This is a genomic window from Candidatus Pelagibacter bacterium nBUS_29 (assembly GCF_051200905.1).
In the GTDB taxonomy this organism is placed as follows: Bacteria; Pseudomonadota; Alphaproteobacteria; order Pelagibacterales; family Pelagibacteraceae; genus Pelagibacter.
In genome coordinates this window covers 1,217,285-1,236,805 of record NZ_CP172843.1, presented here as the reverse complement: position 1 = coordinate 1,236,805, position 19,521 = coordinate 1,217,285, and the positions used below count along the sequence as shown (strand labels likewise).

Annotated in this window: 21 protein-coding genes; 19 read left to right on the top strand and 2 right to left on the bottom strand. The window is 32.3% G+C overall.

Features of this window, described 5'->3' with window-relative positions; all coding sequences use genetic code 11:
* Window positions 1–117 precede the first annotated feature (117 nt).
* The 11 genes from ACIJYA_RS06585 to ACIJYA_RS06535 all read left to right on the top strand — a co-directional run bounded on the left by ACIJYA_RS06585 (window position 118) and on the right by ACIJYA_RS06535 (window position 9,522).
* Window positions 118–1,404 carry a PQQ-dependent sugar dehydrogenase gene (locus ACIJYA_RS06585; protein WP_435088225.1) on the top strand — a complete coding sequence of 429 codons (1,287 nt, stop codon included), beginning with the start codon at window positions 118–120 and terminating at the stop codon, window positions 1,402–1,404.
* Between the two features lie 79 nt (window positions 1,405–1,483).
* Complete coding sequence (locus ACIJYA_RS06580; RefSeq protein ID WP_435088223.1) at window positions 1,484–1,879, top strand: hypothetical protein; 396 nt, start codon at window positions 1,484–1,486, stop codon at window positions 1,877–1,879.
* A complete protein-coding gene (locus tag ACIJYA_RS06575) occupies window positions 1,879–2,298 on the top strand; it encodes a c-type cytochrome (protein ID WP_435088221.1) in 420 nt (139 codons plus the stop codon). The genes ACIJYA_RS06580 and ACIJYA_RS06575 overlap by 1 nt, the downstream gene beginning before the upstream one ends.
* Before the next feature lie 188 nt (window positions 2,299–2,486).
* Window positions 2,487–3,644 carry a TRAP transporter substrate-binding protein gene (locus ACIJYA_RS06570; RefSeq protein ID WP_435088219.1) on the top strand — a complete coding sequence of 386 codons (1,158 nt, stop codon included), beginning with the start codon at window positions 2,487–2,489 and terminating at the stop codon, window positions 3,642–3,644.
* Window positions 3,645–3,733: 89 nt separating this feature from the next.
* Window positions 3,734–4,306, top strand: coding sequence for a TRAP transporter small permease subunit (locus tag ACIJYA_RS06565; RefSeq protein ID WP_435088217.1), 573 nt, complete (start codon window positions 3,734–3,736; stop codon window positions 4,304–4,306).
* A 2-nt stretch (window positions 4,307–4,308) separates the two neighbouring features.
* Complete coding sequence (locus tag ACIJYA_RS06560) at window positions 4,309–5,670, top strand: TRAP transporter large permease (RefSeq protein WP_435088215.1); 1,362 nt, start codon at window positions 4,309–4,311, stop codon at window positions 5,668–5,670.
* 7 nt (window positions 5,671–5,677) lie between these two features.
* On the top strand, window positions 5,678–7,006 hold the full coding sequence (locus tag ACIJYA_RS06555; RefSeq protein WP_435088213.1) for an amidase: 1,329 nt from the start codon (window positions 5,678–5,680) through the stop codon (window positions 7,004–7,006).
* Window position 7,007: 1 nt separating this feature from the next.
* Window positions 7,008–7,184: a hypothetical protein gene (locus ACIJYA_RS06550; RefSeq protein WP_435088211.1), complete on the top strand. Its 177-nt coding sequence runs from the start codon at window positions 7,008–7,010 to the stop codon at window positions 7,182–7,184.
* A gap of 17 nt (window positions 7,185–7,201) precedes the next feature.
* Complete coding sequence (locus ACIJYA_RS06545) at window positions 7,202–8,107, top strand: DMT family transporter (RefSeq protein WP_435088209.1); 906 nt, start codon at window positions 7,202–7,204, stop codon at window positions 8,105–8,107.
* A gap of 10 nt (window positions 8,108–8,117) precedes the next feature.
* Window positions 8,118–8,909, top strand: coding sequence for an alpha/beta hydrolase (locus ACIJYA_RS06540; RefSeq protein WP_435088207.1), 792 nt, complete (start codon window positions 8,118–8,120; stop codon window positions 8,907–8,909).
* A gap of 49 nt (window positions 8,910–8,958) precedes the next feature.
* Complete coding sequence (locus tag ACIJYA_RS06535; protein ID WP_435088205.1) at window positions 8,959–9,522, top strand: hypothetical protein; 564 nt, start codon at window positions 8,959–8,961, stop codon at window positions 9,520–9,522.
* Here ACIJYA_RS06535 and ftsY read toward each other — a convergent pair.
* Together ftsY and dapF are read right to left on the bottom strand one after the other, a co-directional pair.
* Complete coding sequence (gene ftsY / locus ACIJYA_RS06530) at window positions 9,515–10,432, bottom strand: signal recognition particle-docking protein FtsY (protein ID WP_435088203.1); 918 nt, start codon at window positions 10,430–10,432, stop codon at window positions 9,515–9,517. The genes ACIJYA_RS06535 and ftsY overlap by 8 nt on opposite strands.
* On the bottom strand, window positions 10,432–11,256 hold the full coding sequence (dapF, locus tag ACIJYA_RS06525) for a diaminopimelate epimerase (RefSeq protein WP_435088201.1): 825 nt from the start codon (window positions 11,254–11,256) through the stop codon (window positions 10,432–10,434). The genes ftsY and dapF overlap by 1 nt, the downstream gene beginning before the upstream one ends.
* Window positions 11,257–11,417: 161 nt before the next feature.
* Between dapF and ffh the strand changes: the two genes are divergently transcribed.
* Genes ffh through ACIJYA_RS06485 form a run of 8 tightly spaced genes read left to right on the top strand, consistent with a single transcriptional unit; the run spans window position 11,418 to window position 19,519 of the window.
* A complete protein-coding gene (ffh, locus tag ACIJYA_RS06520; RefSeq protein WP_435088200.1) occupies window positions 11,418–12,776 on the top strand; it encodes a signal recognition particle protein in 1,359 nt (452 codons plus the stop codon).
* 15 nt (window positions 12,777–12,791) lie between these two features.
* On the top strand, window positions 12,792–13,325 hold the full coding sequence (rpsP, locus tag ACIJYA_RS06515; protein ID WP_435088198.1) for a 30S ribosomal protein S16: 534 nt from the start codon (window positions 12,792–12,794) through the stop codon (window positions 13,323–13,325).
* A gap of 15 nt (window positions 13,326–13,340) precedes the next feature.
* Window positions 13,341–14,027, top strand: coding sequence for a tRNA (guanosine(37)-N1)-methyltransferase TrmD (trmD, locus tag ACIJYA_RS06510; RefSeq protein ID WP_435088196.1), 687 nt, complete (start codon window positions 13,341–13,343; stop codon window positions 14,025–14,027).
* Window positions 14,028–14,043: 16 nt separating this feature from the next.
* Complete coding sequence (gene rplS / locus ACIJYA_RS06505) at window positions 14,044–14,610, top strand: 50S ribosomal protein L19 (protein ID WP_435088194.1); 567 nt, start codon at window positions 14,044–14,046, stop codon at window positions 14,608–14,610.
* An 11-nt stretch (window positions 14,611–14,621) separates the two neighbouring features.
* Complete coding sequence (gene leuC, locus ACIJYA_RS06500; protein WP_435088192.1) at window positions 14,622–16,025, top strand: 3-isopropylmalate dehydratase large subunit; 1,404 nt, start codon at window positions 14,622–14,624, stop codon at window positions 16,023–16,025.
* A complete protein-coding gene (gene leuD, locus ACIJYA_RS06495; RefSeq protein WP_435088190.1) occupies window positions 16,025–16,630 on the top strand; it encodes a 3-isopropylmalate dehydratase small subunit in 606 nt (201 codons plus the stop codon). Before leuC ends, leuD begins: the two co-directional genes overlap by 1 nt.
* The gene (gene leuB / locus ACIJYA_RS06490; protein ID WP_435088188.1) at window positions 16,623–17,729 is read left to right on the top strand and encodes a 3-isopropylmalate dehydrogenase; all 1,107 of its coding nucleotides are present in this window, start codon (window positions 16,623–16,625) and stop codon (window positions 17,727–17,729) included. The genes leuD and leuB overlap by 8 nt, the downstream gene beginning before the upstream one ends.
* Before the next feature lie 26 nt (window positions 17,730–17,755).
* Entirely contained in the window at window positions 17,756–19,519 is a 1,764-nt protein-coding gene (locus ACIJYA_RS06485) for an acyl-CoA dehydrogenase family protein (RefSeq protein ID WP_435088186.1), read from the top strand.
* Window positions 19,520–19,521 lie beyond the last annotated feature (2 nt).

Below are 19,521 nucleotides of genomic sequence, written 5' to 3'. Positions count from 1 at the left end.
AATTGAATAAGAATTTAATATTGCCGTTTTACCTGTGACATTTTTGCATTATTACCTATACATGTTCTAAAAATCCTGAGAGGATATCTCCAAACATAACTTAAAAGAGGGGGGAAAATGAAAAAAACATTTTTAATAATAAGTGCTTTTTTGTTTCTAAGCTCAATAACTACACAAGTTTTTTCTGCTGGGGATGAGGCAACTATTAAAAAATTGAGTAGTATGTACAAGTCGGGTGATGACACACAAGCTATTGTTATTCCACAAGACACTAAATTTGCAGCAAATGTAAAGAAAAATATTTTACCAAATATTAATTTACCTGCTGGATTTAGCATCAGTGTATTTGCAGTAGTGCCGGATGCAAGACACATGGCAGTTGCAAGAAATAAAACAACTGTTTGGATTGGAACAAGAAAAGATAAAGTTTGGCAAGCAACAGATAGAGATATGGATGATATTGCAGATACTGTAGAGCAGTTTGCTCCAACAGTTAAATTTGATATTCCTAATGGTGTTTGTTTCAGCGATGATGGACACTTATATGTGGCAGAAAGAAATAGAGTTTTATGGTTTCCAGCTGCTGAATATTTTATGGAAAGTCCAGATACAGTAGCAGTGCCAATTATAGGTCAGGGAAATTTGATACCTGTAGAAGAAGAGTCGTATAACCATACTGCTAGGGTTTGTGCTATTAGTAAAGCAGATAACAAACTTTACGTTAGTTTGGGTCAACCACATAATGTAGCTCCAGCTAATAAGTTGGACTTATATCAAGAAGTTGGAATTGGTGGAATGATTAGATTTAATCGATTCCCAGGAGATCTTGATAGAGAAGTTGTTGCAACTGGAATAAGAAATTCAGTTGGACATGCTTTTAATCCAAAAGATGGATCTTTGTGGTTTACTGATAACCAGGTTGACGGTATGGGAGATGAAACTCCTCCAGGTGAACTGAATAAAATGCCTAAAATGGGTATGTGGTATGGTCACCCGTATACTGGTGGTGGAGAAGTGAGAACTAACGAGTATAAAGGAAAAACAATTCCTAAAAAAGATGCTGACAGATATGTAAAACCTCAAGTAGAGATGATTGCTCATGCTGCTGACTTAGGTATGATGTTTTACACTGGAAAACAGTTTCCAAAAAAATACCATAATGCAATATTTAGTGCACAACATGGTTCTTGGAATGCTGTAAAACCAAGAGGTGCCAGAGTAATGGTTACTTATCTAGACTCAAAAGGTAATGCAAAAAAAACAGAGCCTTTTGCTGATGGTTGGATGACTGAAATGGGTACTTACTTAGGTAGACCAGTAGACGTTCAACAATACTTTGATGGTTCAATTCTAGTTTCAGATGATAAAGCTGGAATAGTTTATAGAATAAAATACGAAGGATAAATAATATAAATTAGAGGCCGGTGTGATAACCGGCCTTTTTTTTTAACTAAATTAAAATTAATTTATAAATAATAATATTATGATTAAAAAAATTATATTGATTGTATCTTTTTTAGTAGTTTGTAGTGGATCAAGTTTTTCAGACACTGAGGAAAAAAAAATATGTACAGGATTTGGTAAGTGGACAAAAGATGGCGAATACAAAGTCGTTAGAAGCAAATGTATTACTGAAAAAGAATACCAGGCATCACTAAATGCACCAGATTATCTATGTAAATATTATCAAAAATCTATCTGGAAAGAATCTGAGAGAGCTTATGGAAAAAAACAATATAAATATACTGAAAAAAGTTTAGCAAAAATTAATACTCTTAAGGCTGAAGGTAAAGCTTTGTGTGAAGCTGGAAAATTGAAAGAAGGTGAGCTGAAATTGGTAGAGGCAATTGCCATTATTAGTCACACAAGAATGAATTAATGAAAAAGATTTTTTTTATTTTAACTGGTTTTTTCTTGTTAACTTTTTCATCAGTTAATGCTGATACAAAACAAGCAGAAACAGGATCGGTTGCTGCTACAGTTTCAAAAAATTTGACCGAAGAATTAAGAAGAGGTAAAGAAAAAGTTGAAACTATATGTTCGGCATGTCATGGATTAGATGGTGTAGCAGCTTCTGGTGGAAATTCGGTTATAATACCTAATTTAACTGCACAACATAAGGATTATCTAATTGCCAAATTAAAAGATTACAAATCAGGTAAAGTTAACCATCCACAAATGACTATAATTGCTCAAATGTTAACTGATGACGAAATTGAATATGTTTCTGAATGGTATTCAAGAATAAAGATAAGAATTTTTGATCCAAATTTAATTTTAGCTAAGCCAAGCAAATAATTATTAAGATTAATATAATTGATTAAATACAGAATTTAATTCTACCTAAGATTGTAAAATAAATTGATATGAATCAAGCTATTCTAGTAAGGATTGTATCTAAATCAACATGTGCCGTTAATGTTATAGACTCTAATCGTTGTATGTAATTAACTTTAAAAGTTAATTAACTAAACGAGGAGATACTAATGATTAAAGATAAGAAATCATTGAAGGGTTCAAAAACACCTTCAAGACGTAAGTTCTTCAAAGCAGCAGCAGCAACAGGTGCAGCAGCAGCAACAGCTGTGGCAATGCCAAATGTAGCTTTTGGTGCTCCATTAACTTTAAAGATGCAAGCAGCTTGGCCATCAGGCGCTAACATCTTTTTTGAAATGGCAGGAGATTATGCAAAAATGGTTAGCGACATGTCAGGAGGAGAATTAAAAATTGATCTTCAGCCTGTTGGAGCAATTGTAAAAACTTCAGAAATTGGACAAGCAGTAAGTTCAGGCGTAGTTGATATGGGTCACTGGGTGACTGCATATTGGTATGGTAAAAATGCTGCAGCTTCACTTTTTGGAACTGGTCCTTCATACGGAATGTCATCTCAAGAAGTAATGGGATGGATGGAGTATGGTGGAGGAAGAGCATTATACGAAGAAGCAGTAAAAAGTGTAGGATTTAATTATACTGGTTTCTTTCATATGCCAATGCCAGCTCAACCATTTGGTTGGTTTAAAAAGAATGTAACAAAAGTATCTGATGTTAAAGGTATGAAGTATAGAACAGTTGGTCTTGCGACTAACGTTTTAACTGCTATGGGAATGGTCGTAAGACAATTACCAGGTGGTGAAATCCAACCAGCTATGAAAACTGGTTTGATTGATGCTGCAGAGTTTAACAACCCTACATCAGACTCACAGTTTGGAATGCAAGATGTCTCTAAACACTATCACTTAGGAAGTTTCCACCAATCTCAGGAAATGTTTGAAATTCCTATGAATACTAAGAGACTAAACAGCCTTTCACCTGCTCATCAAGCTATTCTGAAGAATGCTGCTTACGCTGCAAACTCAGATAACTACTTCAAAGCGCTAGTTAGATATTCTACTGACTTAGCTAAATTGATGAATGAGCATAAGGTTAATGTTTACCAAACATCTGATGCTATCCTAGCAGAACAGTTAAAAGGTTGGGATAAAATCGTTGGTGAGTTCTCTGCTAAAGATGCTTTCTTCAAGAAAGTAGTAGACTCACAAAAAGCATACGCTAAGAGAACAATGAAGTATCTGTTGATGAATCAACCGAACTACAAATTAGCTTATGAAAATGAGTTTGGTCCAATCGGAAAAGTTAAAATCTAATTAACTTTAAATAAATTATAAAGAAGGGGGTTCAAACCCCCTTTTTTTTTACAGATTTTTTAAAGAAATAAAGATAGGTTTATTTATTAATGAGAAATTTTATTAAATTTGCAGATACGCTAAGCACCTCTATGGGTAAAGCTTTTTCTTGGTGTATAGTAATTTTAATGGGTGGTACAGTTTATGAAGTCGTAATGGCTTACGCATTTAACAAGCCAACACTTTGGAATTTTGATTTTAGTATGCAAATGTATGGTGCAATACTTATGATGTCAGGTGCTTACTGTTTGGCTGAAGAAGCCCATGTAAGAGGAGATGTTATTTACAGATTATTTAGTGAAAGAAAACAAGCTTGGATTGACTTAATACTTTATTTTCTTTTCTTTTTTCCTGGTGTGGTAGCTCTAGCATTTTATGGTTTTGAGTATGCAGCACTAGCGTGGAAAATAAAAGAAACTAGTTGGAGTAGCCCAGCTCAAATCCAAATTTATATGGTTAAATCAATGATACCAGCGGCAGGTATTTTATTGATCATACAAGGAATTAGCGAAGTATGTAGATCAATTATTTGTATTCAAGAAGGAAAATGGCCAGCAAGAATGGTTGTTGCAGAAGAAACAGAAAAAGTTTTAATGAGACAAGCTGAAAGTGAGAATAAATAAAAATGTTTTTAAGTCTTACAAATCCTGAAGTAGCAATTTTTATGATGGGAATATTTTTATTCGCAGTGCTTTTGGGTTTTCCTATCGCATTTACGTTAATGGCAATGGGAATTGGTTTTGGCTATTACGCATATTACGATGCAACAATGATGGAGCACATATTCGATAACAGAATATTTCAATTATTTGTTCAAAACACCTATACGGTTATGGATAATAATGTCCTAACAGCAGTACCATTGTTTTTATTTATGGGTTACCTAGTTGAAAGAGCTGGTATAGTTTCAAAATTATTTTTTGCTATAAGATTAGCAGCACATAGGCTTCCAGCATCGATGGCCGTGGCTGCATTAATAACTTGCACATTATTTTCTACTGCTACAGGAATTATAGGAGCTGTGGTAACGCTAATGGGGCTACTTGCTTGGCCTGCGATGGTGAAAGCAGGTTATGATAAAAAATTTGCATCAGGGGTCATTTGTGCTGGGGGATGCTTAGGTATTTTAATACCCCCAAGTATTATGTTGATTGTATATTCAGTGATTGCACAACTGTCACCACTAAGATTATTTGCTGCTGCAATTTTTCCAGGATTACTTTTAGCTAGTTTATATATTGGCTATGCAGTTTTTAGAGCATGGATGAATCCGTCAATTGCGCCAAAACCTAAAGCAGAGGATATACCGCCTCGAGCAGAAATTTTAAAAGAAGTATTAGTTTCTTTTGTACCACTTTTTGGACTAATTATGTTGGTGCTTGGAACCATTTTAGCTGGAATAGCAACACCTGCAGAAGCGGCTGCAGCAGGAGCTTTTGGAGCAATATTGTTATCGTGGTTTTATAAAACTTTAAAATGGCAAAACTTTAAAGAGTCTGTATTTTTAACAGCAAAAACTACAGCGATGATTATGTGGTTGTTTATTGGTTCTTGGACTTTTTCTTCAGTCTTTTCTTATCTAGGAGGACATGAGGTATTTGAACATTTCTTCACTTCAATCAATATAACCACTTGGCAATTTTTAATAATTACTCAAATAATAATTTTTCTTTTAGGTTGGCCATTAGAATGGACAGAAATTTTAATTATTTTTGTTCCAATATTTTTACCATTATTAGAAGTATTTAATGTTAACCCATATTTCTTTGCAATGCTGATTGCTCTGAATTTGCAAACATCTTTTTTAACACCTCCAATGGCAATGTCAGCTTACTATTTAAAAGGTGTTCAAAAAAATAATGTTGAATTAATGGATATTTTTAGGGGTATTATGCCATTCCTTGGCATTGTAATTTTTGCAATGTTTTTAATGTACATGTTCCCTGGAATTGCATTATGGTTACCTGAAACATTGTTTGCGAATTAAATAAGAAATGACAGATATTTTAGAGCTAAAAGTTGAAGACATCGTATCAAAAATAAAAGATGCTCAATTGACTTCGGTTGAGGTTTGCCAAAAATATATTGAAAGAATAAATAAGTTTGAAAAAGATGTAAAAGCGTGGGTTCATTTAGATAAAAAACTATTACTTGAAAAAGCAGCTGAGGCTGATGAATATAGACGATCTGGTAAACCAACAGGACCACTACATGGAATTCCTGTTGCACTTAAAGATATTATTGGAACAATTGATATGCCAACTGAGTGTGGAACACCAATTAGAAAAGGTAAATCTTACTCACAAAATGCAGAAATAGTTGATTTACTTCTTTCTGCGGGGGCAATTGTCATGGGCAAAACAGCAACATCAGAACTTGCTTATCTTGGTCCCTCAAAGACCACAAATCCACATGATCATTCAAGAACACCAGGTGGCTCTTCTAGTGGATCAGCAGCTTCTGTTGGATCGTTTATGGCACCACTATCAATTGGTTCACAAACTGGAGGATCAGTAATAAGACCCGCATCTTATTGTGGTGTTGTTGGGTACAAACCAACATATGGATTAATTTCAAGAAATGGTGTTTTAAAAACATCAGATAAATTAGATCACATGGGAGTATTTGGAAGATCAGTTGAAGATGTTGCTCTACTTGCTAAAGTTTTAATTAGGAAAGATAATCACGACAAAGCAACAGTTCACTACTCAACGGAAAACATGTTGAGTGAAACAAAAAAAGGGCCCTTGTTTGAACCAAAGTTTATTTTTTATAAAACTGATTATTGGAAATTACTTGATAAAAAATCAAAAGATGCATTTGAATATTTCATAAAATCATTTAAAAAAAATATTGAAGTTTTCGATACACCTTCTTACTTTAAGAATATTCACAAATATCATCAAATAATTCATGAAACTGATTTGGCAAATAATTTTGGTTTGTATTTTAAGAAATATAAAAAAAAATTATCTAAATATATGCAAGATGCTATTTCAAAAGGTAATAAACATTCAGCCAAAGATTATGCTGAGGCAATTGATTTTATGAAAAGAAGCTATGATTCATATGAAGAAGTATTTGAGGATTATCACGGTGTTTTAACACCTTCTAGTCCTGGTGTTGCTCCAAAAGGTTTGAAAAGTACAGGCACAGCAGAATTTAATAAGGTCTGGTCTTATCTTGGTACACCTTGTATTTCACTTCCATTACTTCAGGGCGATGGTGGTATGCCTCTAGGAGTACAACTAGTGGGTGCTCGTTATGATGATCATAGGTTTTTAGGTGTTGCCAATTGGCTAGAAAAGGAATGTAATAAATAAAATGCAAAAATTTACAACATTTCTGGGGTCTTTGCTTGCAGGTGCTTTTTTAATTGGGTTGGCAACAACGCTAACTCGATCTTCTATGATTGGTTTTTTTGATGTGCTGCCAGTTTATATTTTGATGGCTGTAGCTATCTTCATGATGCTGTACGAAGCTTTCTTTGATAAAAAATAATTACTAATAGAAAAAAGTTGTCTGATAAAAAAAAAAATTTTTTAGCTTTTTCACTTTTATTTATTCAGCCAATTTTCATGGCATCTAATTTGATTGTTGCAAGAGGTGGGGTTGAATATGTGCCACCAATTTCATTAGCATTTTGGAGATGGACAGTGGTAGTTTTATTGCTTCTACCATTTACATTTTCTTTTTTAATAAAAAATTCAAAAATAATTAAAAAAGAATTTAAAAAACTTTTCTTTTTAGGCGCAATGGGATGTGGTGTTTGTGGAGCGTTTCCTTTTTTAGCAGGGGAAACAACTACGGTTACTAATATGGGAATTATTTATACTTCTTCACCCATATTTATTATTCTAATTTCAGCAATTTTTTTTAACGAAAAAGTTAATTTTATTAAAATTATTGGTTTAATTTCTTGTTTATTAGGAGTTTTTGCAATCATTATCAAAGGTGATTTTAATTTATTATTAAATTTAAATTTTACAATTGGAGATCTATGGATGTTAGCTGCAGCCATTGGTTGGGCTCTTTATTCTGTCTACCTTTTTTATTGGAAATCTAAATTGCCTATTTTTCAAAGATTTACATTAGTAGCATTTTTTGGAGCAGTAAGTTTACTTCCATTTTATATAATTGAAGAAGCAGCTGTTCAAAGAACTTTATTTAATTCACAATTTTTTTTATGGGTTATATTTGCTGCAATATCTCCAGGAATAATTGCTTTCACTCTTTATACTCAGGCTCAAAAAAGCCTAGGTGCGTCTTTAACTGGTTTTACGCTCTATATTTTTACAATTTATGCTGCAATTTATGGATTTATATTTTTTGATGAAAAATTGGAAACTTTTCATTATTTAGGCACAGTTTTAGTATTCTTTGGTGTTTATTTAGCTAAGAAAAATTATGAAACTAAAACGTAGGAATTTTTTTTTGGAATTAATTATTGGAATAATTATTGTTTACGCATCAGTGTTAATTCTTCTTTTTATTTTTCAGAGAAGCTTAATGTATCATCCTGATGAGAACAATTACTTTGATGATAAGTTGGAAGTAGTCGTAGAAAAAGTGAAGATTGTAACTTTAGATAATATAGATTTATTAGGATGGTTTCACAAAAAAGATCTTAAAAAATTTAAGACAATTGTTTATTTTCATGGCAATGCTGGAAAACTTGAAAATAGAATTCATAAATTAAATCATTTTAAAGATATGGATATTAATTTTTTAATAATAGCTTGGAGGGGTTTTAGTGGTAATAAAGGAAAGCCTAATGAAAAAGGGCTTTATATAGATGCCAGAAGTACCATTCAGTGGCTCAAAAAATTAGGCTTAAAAGAAAAAGATATTATACTTTATGGAGAGTCTCTTGGAACTGGCGTTGCAACTGAGATAGCACAAAGCAATAATTATGCTGGATTAGTACTTGAGACACCTTTTACATCAATGGTTGAAGCGGCAAAAAATTTTTATCCATATATTCCAGTCTCTATTTTGTTAAAGGATAAGTATGACAATCAAAAAAAGATCAAGAATATTAATATTCCAGTTTTAGTGATGCATGGTGAAGTTGATCAAATTGTTCCTTTTTGGATGGGCAAAAAAATTTATGAAATGGCTAATCAGCCAAAGTATTCTTATTTTACTAAATTTGACGATCATATGATGGAATATGATGAAAAGCTTTTATTTAAGCTAGAAAAATTTATCAAAAGTTTAAATTAAGCCACATTCTAAACAAACATAGCACAAATTCTTTTATTAAATATTATGTGTGAAGAAAACACTTTTAATACTTATCATTTTTTTTTCTTTTAAAAACTTTGTTGCAGCAGAAGAAAATAAATTACTGATTGATAATTTATTCCATATAGATCAAATGAACTCACATAATGAAAATTTTGCTCTATATTTTAAGGCAAGAGAGAAGGCGATATTAGCAAGAGGAGAAAATAGTAATTATATAAATGATTTTCCCAAAGACCTTTATATGTATGATTATAAAACAAAAAGTTCATCTCCACTAATTTCTTATGAATGGTTTCCCAAAAGAGCAAAATATTTTCTTGAAGAATATGACTTTCCAGTATTTCCAGATGATTTTGCTTACTATCTTTTAAAAGATAACAAAACATTAGTAATGATAAGTGCTGTTAAAAGTCTAAATGCTAATTTTAAATTTGATATTAGTAAAAAAAAATTAGAACTTTATCCAAAAAATGGAAAATTTGATTTTATTATTTCATCAATAGCTAAAAATTGTGGACATGATAATTTTAAAGAAAATTATAAGTGTAGCTTCTATAAACCTTTAATATCAAGCACTTTAATCAACTAATTTGAGTAAAAGCATCAGCAAATTTTTCTGCATCAAAAATTTGTAGATCATCTTCTTTTTCTCCTAAGCCCAAGGCGATAATTGGAAGTTTATATTTTTTAGCAACTGCTAAAAGTATTCCTCCTTTTGCAGTACCATCTAATTTTGTCATTATAAGACCAGTGATAGGAATGATTTTATTAAATTCTTCAACTTGATTTATTACATTTTGACCTGAAGTAGCGTCTAAAACTAAAATTACATCGTGAGGAGCTTCAGGATCTATCTTTTTTGTTACGTTTGCAATTTTTTTATATTCTTCCATCAAATTTTTTTTATTTTGTAATCTCCCAGCAGTATCAATTAAAACTTGATTAAAATTATTAGCAATTGCATCTTCTATAGCTTTATAAGCAACAGATGCTGGATCTGCTCCCTGAGAAGATTTTGTTATCTCAACCTCTACTTTATTTGCCCAATTTTCTAATTGTTCAATAGCTGCAGCTCTAAATGTATCTGATGCAGCTAGCATAACTTTATTTCCATTTGCTTTTAATATTTTACTAATTTTTCCAATGGTTGTTGTTTTTCCAACTCCATTTACACCCGAAACTAGTGTGGCATTAATTTTTTCTTTTTTTTTAAAAAAAGTATTGTTCTCAAGTGGCTTCATCAAAGAAATTATATATTCTTTTAAAATTGTATTTATTTCTTCGGCAATATCTTTCTTTGGATCAATTTTACTATCTGAAATTATTTCCTTAATCTCAGATGCAGCTACAATGCCAACATCAGATTGAATTAAATATTCTTCGATTCTGTCTAAGGTTTTGTCATCTATTTCCTTTTTTACAACTATATCTCTTAGACCAGACGTAAAAGCAGATGCACTTTTTTTAAAACCGGATTTAAATTTATCAAAAATTCCCATCAAATATTAATCTCAATATTTTTTATATCTGAGACAGGTCCTTTCATGTGAATACTATTGTTCTCATCAATAGATATTGATAGTTTACCTAATGCGAACTCAATATCAGTTTTTTTATCTGTTAATCCATTAATATTTGCCGCTACTGCTGTAGCACATGCCGCTGTTCCACAAGCTTTTGTAAGTCCAGCCCCTCTCTCCCAAACCTTAACTCTAATTAATTTTTTATTCACAACTTTTGCAAGTGTAACATTACATTTCTCTGGAAAATATTCATGATTTTCTACTTCAGGGCCTATTTTTTTTAAGTCATAGTCTTCAATATTATCTACAAAAAAAACAATATGAGGATTTCCTACATTAACTGCAGTTCCACCTATATGTTCAATATTATCTTTGTTAATAATTTTAATATTCAGGTTTTTTGTATTTAAATCTTTATTTAATGGAATTTCATTCCAATTGGTTTTTGGAATACCAATTTCCGTTTCCACTAAATTGTCACCTAAAATTTGTGATTTTAATCTTCCTGAAGAAGTCCAAAGTATAATTTCTTTATCATCGTTTTCTTTTGATAAAAGATCAGCTACACATCTAGTCCCATTTCCACAAGCACCAGAAACGCTTCCATCTGAATTGTAGAACTCTAAGTTAGCATCTTTTCTGTCAGTTTTTTGAATAAAAATTAGTTGATCACATCCAATAAAACTCCGATCACATATTTTAATAATTTGATCTTTGTTTAGATTATAACTTTGATTTCTTTGATCAATGATCACAAAATCATTGCCCAAACCATCCATTTTAAATGCTTTAATATCCATATATAGATATTTAACTTATTTATTGACTTTTTGAACCTCTATTATAGGTTGTTGCCGTTTCCGCAAAAACATTAAATTTGCGGTGTCTTTGGAAACAAAGAGATCGACACTAGTCAGCGAGGCTTCGCCCACTAGTGCGATTACTGCTGTGCGTAATAATTATGTTTGAAAACTTAACAAATAAATTCGAAGAAATCTTTTCTTCTTTAAAAAAGGCTCCTTCACTTGATGAGGCTCAAGTAGATGAGGGTTTAAGAGGGATTAGACAGGCCTTATTAGAGGCTGATGTTACTCTTGAAGTTGCCAAAGAGTTTATTGAAAATGTTAAACCAAAAGTCCTAGGTCAAGAAATTATAAGATCAACCTCTCCTGGGGACATGGTTGTAAAAATTGTATATGATGAGTTAGTTAATCTATTAGGTGAGTCAAATACCGAGATAAATCTTAGTGCTGTTCCGCCTGTTCCCATGATGCTTGTGGGCCTTCAAGGTTCAGGAAAAACAACAACTACTGCAAAATTAGCTAAATATTTGGAAACTAACAAAAAGAAAAAAGTAATGATGGTTAGTCTCGATATTTATAGACCAGCCGCACAGGAGCAACTTAGATCACTCGGAGAACAAAATGATATTTTAACACTTCCTATAATTGAAGGTCAACAGCCAACAGATATTTGTCAAAGGGCAATTAGTGCGGCAAATCTAAATGGAGCTGAGATTATTTTATTTGATACTGCTGGTAGAACTCAAATTGATTTACAAATGATGAGTGAAATTAAGCAAATTGAAAGTGTAATAAATCCGACAGAAACATTCTTGGTCGCAGACTCATTAACAGGACAAGTAGCAGCATCTGTTGCAAAAGAATTTAAAAATACAGTAAATCTTTCTGGAATAATTTTAACAAGAGCGGATGGTGATGCAAGAGGTGGTGCAGCTGTTAGCATGAAATATGTTTCAGATGTTCCAATTAAATTTTTAGGTATAGGTGAAAAAATTGATAATCTTGAAGTATTTCATCCTGACAGAATAGCAAATAGAATTCTTGGAATGGGAGACATAGTATCTCTTGTAGAAAAAGCTGCACAGGATTTAGGTGAAGAAAATATTAAAAAAGCAGAAGAAAATTTAAAAAAAGGTCAATTTTCTATGCAAGATTATTTAACTCAGTTGAGACAAATGAAAAAAATGGGTGGTATCGAAGGAATAATGTCTTTCATGCCAGGAGTTTCAAAAATGAAATCTCAAATGGACTCAGCTGGAATTGATGAAAGTATTATTACCAAAAATGAAGCTATTATTTTGTCGATGACTAAAAGAGAAAGAGAGAACCCAAAACTTATTGATGGTTCTAGAAAAAAAAGAATTGCTAATGGCTCTGGCACAGATCCAGCCACTATCAATAAATTGCTTAAGCAATTTAAAATGATGTCTGAAATGATGAAGAAGATGTCAAAAGGAAATCTGAAAGGTATGTCTGATAAAGGAATACCGCCAGAGCTATTTAATCAATTAAAATAATAAAAAGGAGAACAAATGTTAAAACTAAGATTATCAAGAGGTGGAACAAAGAAACGACCTGTTTACAAAGTTGTTGTAGCAGATAGTCGTTTTGCAAGAGATGGAAGATTTATTGAGAAGGTGGGATTTTTCAACCCTCTTTTACCTAAAGAGAAAAAGGAGAGAGTTGGTCTTGAAGCTGAAAGAATTAAGTACTGGTTGGGTCAAGGTGCACAACCAACAACTAGAGTTGCTAGAATTTTAGGTGAAAATGAATTAATGCCAATGCCTGCAAATGGTAACAACCCGAAAAAGGCAGTTCCAAAAAAAGAAAGAAACAAAGAAGGTGAAGCAGCACCAGCAGCTGCACCGAAGACAGAAGCACCAGCAGCAGAAGCGGCACCAGCAGCAGAAGCGGCACCAGCAGCAGAGGCTCCTAAAGAAGAAGCTCCAGCAGCAGAAGCGGCACCAGCAGCAGAAGCGGCACCAGCAGCAGAGGCTCCTAAAGAAGAAGCTCCAGCAGCAGAAGCGGCACCAGCAGCAGAGGCTCCTAAAGAAGAACAAAAATAATTTAAAAGATTATTTATGTGGCAAGCTCAAGTGTTTACACTTTATCCAGAAGTTTTTCCTGGGCCTTTATCAAAAGGCCTATACGGAAAAGCTTTATCTAAAAAGTTATGGGATTTAAATATTGTAAACATTAGAGATGCAGCTGAAGATAAGCATAAAACAGTTGATGACACTCCGTATGGTGGAGGTTCTGGAATGCTTTTAAAAGCAGATATCTTAGCAAAATCTTTAGATCAAAATAAAATTGAAGGTGGAAGAATAATTTACTTATCACCTAAAGGTAAAAAATTTGATCAAAATTATGCTCAAGAATTATCAAATGATAAATCAACATCATTCATTTGTGGTCATTTTGAAGGAGTTGATGAAAGAGTGTTATCTACTAGAAATATAGAGGAAATAAGTATTGGAGATTATATTTTATCAGGAGGCGAAACAGCAGCATTTGTTGTCATTGATAGTATATTAAGACTTTTGCCTGGTGTTTTAGGTAATGAAAACTCTAAAACAGATGAAAGTTTTGAAAATGGGTTATTAGAGTATCCACAGTACACAAAACCTCAAATTTGGGAGGAAAAAGCTGTTCCTGAGGTCTTATTATCTGGTGATCACAGTAAAATTAAAGACTGGCGTTTATCTCAATCTGAGGCTATAACACGCGACCGAAGACCAGATTTATGGCAAAAATATAAGAAGAATTAACTTGATAAATATTGATATGAAAACAATTGAAGAAATAAACCAACATAACGTTAAAAAAATACTATCAGAGAAAAAAATTCCAGATTTTTATCCAGGAGACGTTGTAAAAGTTGGTGTTAGAATTACAGAAGGTAAAAAAGAGAGAATTCAATATTTTGAAGGTGTTTGTATTGCTAAAAAAAGTAGAGATTTAAATTCATCTTTTACAGTTAGAAAAATTTCATTTGGAGAAGGTGTTGAAAGAACATTCCCATTATATGGAACACTAATAGATTCAATAAAAGTAATAAGATCAGGAAAAGTAAGAAGAGCTAAATTATATTATCTAAGAGACAGAACAGGTAAATCAGCAAGGATTGCAGAAAAGATAAGAAAAAAAATTGGAATTGATGTTGATGTAAAGCCAGAAACTGTAACTGAAGAAAATTTAGCGCCTGTAGCAGAGGCTCCTAAAGAAGCGGCACCAGCAGCAGAGGCTCCTAAAGAAGCGGCACCAGCAGCAGAGGCTCCTAAAGAAGAAGCTCCAGCGACTGAAGTTGTTAAAGAAGAACAAAAATCAGAAAGCCCTTCAGAAAAAAAATAATTTTTTTTTCAATGTCCACTACTCTTTACGATAAAATTTGGAACGATCACTTAGTTGATCAACAAGAGGATGGTACAGCATTACTTTTTGTTGATAGACATTTAGTTCATGAAGTTACTAGCCCACAAGCATTTGAAGGTTTAAGAAATTCAATTAGAAAAGTTAGACATCCTAATTTGACATTAGCTGTAGCTGATCACAATGTGCCTACAACAGATAGAACAAAAGGAATAGCCGATGCAGAGTCTAAAATACAAGTAGACACTCTAGAAGCTAATTGCAAAGAATTTGGAGTTCAACTTTTTGGGATGGCTGATAAACGACAAGGGATAGTTCATATAATTGGACCTGAACAAGGTTTTACTCAGCCAGGAACAGTGATAGTTTGTGGTGATAGTCACACTGCAACACATGGTGCCTTTGGCTCTTTAGCATTTGGGATTGGGACATCCGAGGTTGAACATGTTTTGGCAACACAAACATTAGTTCAAAAAAAAGCAAAAAATTTTAGAATAAATGTTAATGGTCAATTACCTCTAGGCGTAACTTCAAAAGATGTAATACTTCAAATTATTGGAAAGATTGGAACAGCTGGTGGAACAGGTTCTGTTATAGAATATGCTGGTGATTTAATTAGATCTTTAAGCGTTGAGCAAAGAATGACTATTTGTAATATGACAATAGAAGGTGGAGCAAGAGCGGGCTTAATAGCACCAGATGAAAAAATATTTAATTACTTAAAAGGAAAACCTATGTCTCCAAAAGGAGATAATTGGGAAAAAGCTTTAAACTATTGGAACACTCTTAAAACTGATGGAGATGCAAGTTTTGATCAAGAGCTGAATTTAAATGCAGATGAAATTTTACCAATGATTACTTGGGGGACTTCTCCTCAAGATGTAATTACTATAGATGGTAAAGTTCCTAGCCCTCAAAATGAAAGCGATGAGGATAAAAAGAATTCTATTGAAAGAGCTTTAAAATACATGGGCTTAAAACCAGATATGGCAGCTAAAGATATTAAAATAGATAAAGTGTTTATTGGAAGCTGTACTAATGGCAGAATAGAAGACTTAAGAGAAGCAGCTAAAATTTTAAAAGATAAAAAAATATCATCACATGTGAATGCAATGGTTGTTCCAGGTTCTGGCTTAGTAAAAGAGCAAGCAGAACAAGAAGGTTTGGATAAAATATTCGTAAATTCTGGTTTCGAATGGAGAGAGCCAGGATGTTCAATGTGTTTAGCAATGAATGCTGATAAATTAAAACCTGAGGAAAGATGTGCTTCTACGTCGAACAGAAATTTTGAAGGACGACAAGGAAGAGGTGGTAGAACACACTTAGTAAGTCCTGGTATGGCAGCTGCAGCAGCAATATCTGGAAATCTAGATGATGTAAGAAAGTATCAAAACTAATGCAAAAATTTAATACATTAAAAAGCGTACCTGCATATTTACCTATAGTAAATATTGATACAGACATGATCATTCCAAAACAATTTTTAAAAACAATAAAAAGAACTGGACTTGGAAAAAATTTATTTTTTGAAATGAGATATGACGATCAAGGCAAAGAAATTAATGATTTTGTTTTAAATCAAAGTCCATACAATGATTCAAAAATTTTAATTGCTGGTAAAAATTTTGGATGTGGCTCTTCTAGAGAGCACGCACCTTGGGCATTATTAGACTTTGGAATAACATGTGTAATTAGTTCTAGTTATGCAGATATTTTTTATAGCAATTGCTTTAAAAATGGAATTTTGCCTATAATTTTAGAAGAAGAAAAAATTAAAGAGCTATCAGAGTATGCAAATAGAAAAGAAGAAATTTCAGTTGATTTGAATGATGAAAAAATTGTTTATGGAAATAATGAAATTAAATTTGATATAGATCCATTTAAGAAAAAGTGTTTGCTAGAGGGATTAGATGATATTGCTCTATCTCTTAAAAAGTCAGACAAAATTGAAAATTTTGAAACAGATCTAAAAAACAAAAAACCATGGATTTTTAATGATTAAAGTAAAAAAAAGAAAAATACTTTTATTGCCAGGTGATGGTATTGGGCCTGAAGTCATTGGCGAAGTAAAAAAAATTATTAATTGGTTCAATGATAATAAATCATTAGATTTCGAAATAGATGTGGATCTTGCTGGAGGTTGTTCTTATGATAAACATGGTACACCTATAACGGACGAAGTATTTTACAAAGCTTTAGAAAGTGAAGTGGTTATGCTTGGTGCTGTTGGAGGTCCTAAGTGGGATAATTTAGAATTTTCAAAAAAACCTGAAAGAGCATTATTAAAACTTAGAAAAGAATTAAAGTTATTCGCTAATTTAAGACCTGCTATTTGTTTTGAACAATTAGTTGATGCATCAACATTAAAGCCAGAAATTGTATCAGGCTTAGACATAATGATAGTAAGAGAATTGACGGGTGGAATATATTTTGGTGAGCCAAGAGGTATTAAGCCAATTGATAATGGTGAAAGAAAAGGAATTAACACCCATACATACACAACTAGTGAAATTACCAGAGTAGCAAGAGTTGCTTTTGATTTAGCTAAAAAAAGATCAAATAAAGTAACATCATGTGAAAAATCAAATGTAATGGAGGCAGGACAGCTTTGGAAAGAAGAGGTTCAAGAACTTCACGATAAAGAGTACAAGGATGTAGAATTAAGTCATATGCTTGCTGACAATTGTGCAATGCAGCTTTTAAGAAACCCAAAACAGTTTGATGTGATAGTAACTGATAATCTATTTGGTGATATGTTATCAGATCAAGCTTCAATGCTTACAGGGTCTTTAGGACTTCTACCATCTGCATCATTAGGGGCAAAAAATAAAGATGGTGAAATGAGAGCTATGTATGAACCTATTCATGGATCAGCACCAGATATTGCAGGCAAAGGAATAGCCAATCCGATTGCATCAATATTAAGTTTTGCAATGGCTCTTAGATATTCATTAGATCTTGATAATGAAGCAGACGCTTTAGAAAAAGCAGTTCAAGACGTATTAAATGATGGTCTTAGAACAAAAGATATTCTATCAGAAGGTATGAAAGAAACATCAACCTCTGAGATGGGTGATGCGATAATTTCAAAATTGCAATAATCTTAGAATTATTCTAAGCTTAAATTATGCCAAGTTATACTGCGCCAGTAGAAGATATGCTATTTCTTTTTGAAAAATTAAGAAATAACAAAAACTACAATGATTTAAAAAAATATGATGAAGTTAGTTTAGATTTAGTAAAAGATATTTTAGAAGAAGCAGCAAAAATTAATCAAAATTTAATCTTACCGTTAGCAAAGATAGGAGATGAAAATCCTGCTGTTTTAGAAAATGGAGTAGTGAGAACACCTCCAGGCTACAAAGAAGCTTACCAAAAATATATTGAAGATGGTTGGACATCATTATCTTGTGATCCAAAATATGGTGGTCAAGGTATGCCTAAAACAGTAAGTGGATTTTTTGATGAAATGCTTTCGTCAGCAAGCCTCTCATTTAAATTATATAGCGAATTAAGTATTGGTGCCTACAATTGTATTAATCACCATGCTCCTGAAGAAATTAAGGAGAAATACTTACCAAAAATGGTTGAAGGAAAATGGAGTGGCACAATGTGTTTAACAGAGCCAGTATGTGGAACAGATTTAGGGTTATTAAAGACAAAAGCTAGTCATCAAACTGACGGTACTTATAAAATAAGTGGTCAAAAAATTTTTATCACATCAGGTGATCACGATTTAACAGAAAATATAATTCATTTAGTTTTAGCTAGATCAACAGATTCACCAGCAGGAACAAAAGGTATAAGTTTATTTTTAGTTCCAAAATTTATTGTAAATGAAGATGGAACAATAGGACAAAGAAATGGAATATCCACAGGATCTATTGAAAGTAAAATGGGTATTAAAGGCTCTGCAACATGTGTTTTGAATTTTGATGAAGCAACTGGTTACATGATTGGGTCAAAAGACAAGGGCTTGAATGCCATGTTTACTATGATGAATTTAGAGAGAATTGTTGTTGGTATTCAAGGCTTGGGTATTTCTGAAATAGCATATCAAAATTCTCTGGCTTACGCTAAAGAGAGAAAACAAGGCAAAACTAATAATACAAAATCAACAAATGGTGCAGATTTTATAATTGAACATGCGGATATAAGAAAATCATTGTTAAACATGAAGTCAATAATCGAAGGAGAAAGAGCCCTTTGTTTTTGGCTTTCACAACAAACAGAAGTTAGTCTTTATCATCCAGACGATAAAATAAAACAGGAGGCTTCCGATTATGTTTCGTTAATGACCCCTGTTGTTAAATCACTATTTACTGATCTGGCAATGGAAATAACTAATGATGCTATGCAAATTCATGGAGGATATGGATACACAAAAGATCAAGGAATTGAACAATTATATAGAGACAATAGAATTACACCAATTTATGAAGGAACAAATTCAGTTCAGGCAGCTGATTTAGTTTTTAGAAAACTTTCAAATAAAAATGGAAATATAATTCAAAAATTTCTAGACTTGATTAAAAGTGAAAGTGATAGCAAGAACGAAAAAGTGAAGTCATATTCCAAGGAATTAAATTATTACTTAGATATTTTGTATAAATTTACAGGCTGGATTGAAGATAAATCTAAAATTGAGAAAGATGATGTTAGTGCTGCTGCAAATGATTATTTAAAAACACTTGGTTATGTATCAATAGCATACTCTTGGATTAAGGTATTAGAAGTAAGTTTTACTGATTATGAAACTAATAAAGAATTTTATGAAGATAAAATAAATACAGCAAAATTTTATTTTGATAAAGTGTTACCAAGAGCTGAATTTCATTATAAGTCTGCAATATCTGGAAGTTCAAATATAATGAATTTTAAATTCAATTAATT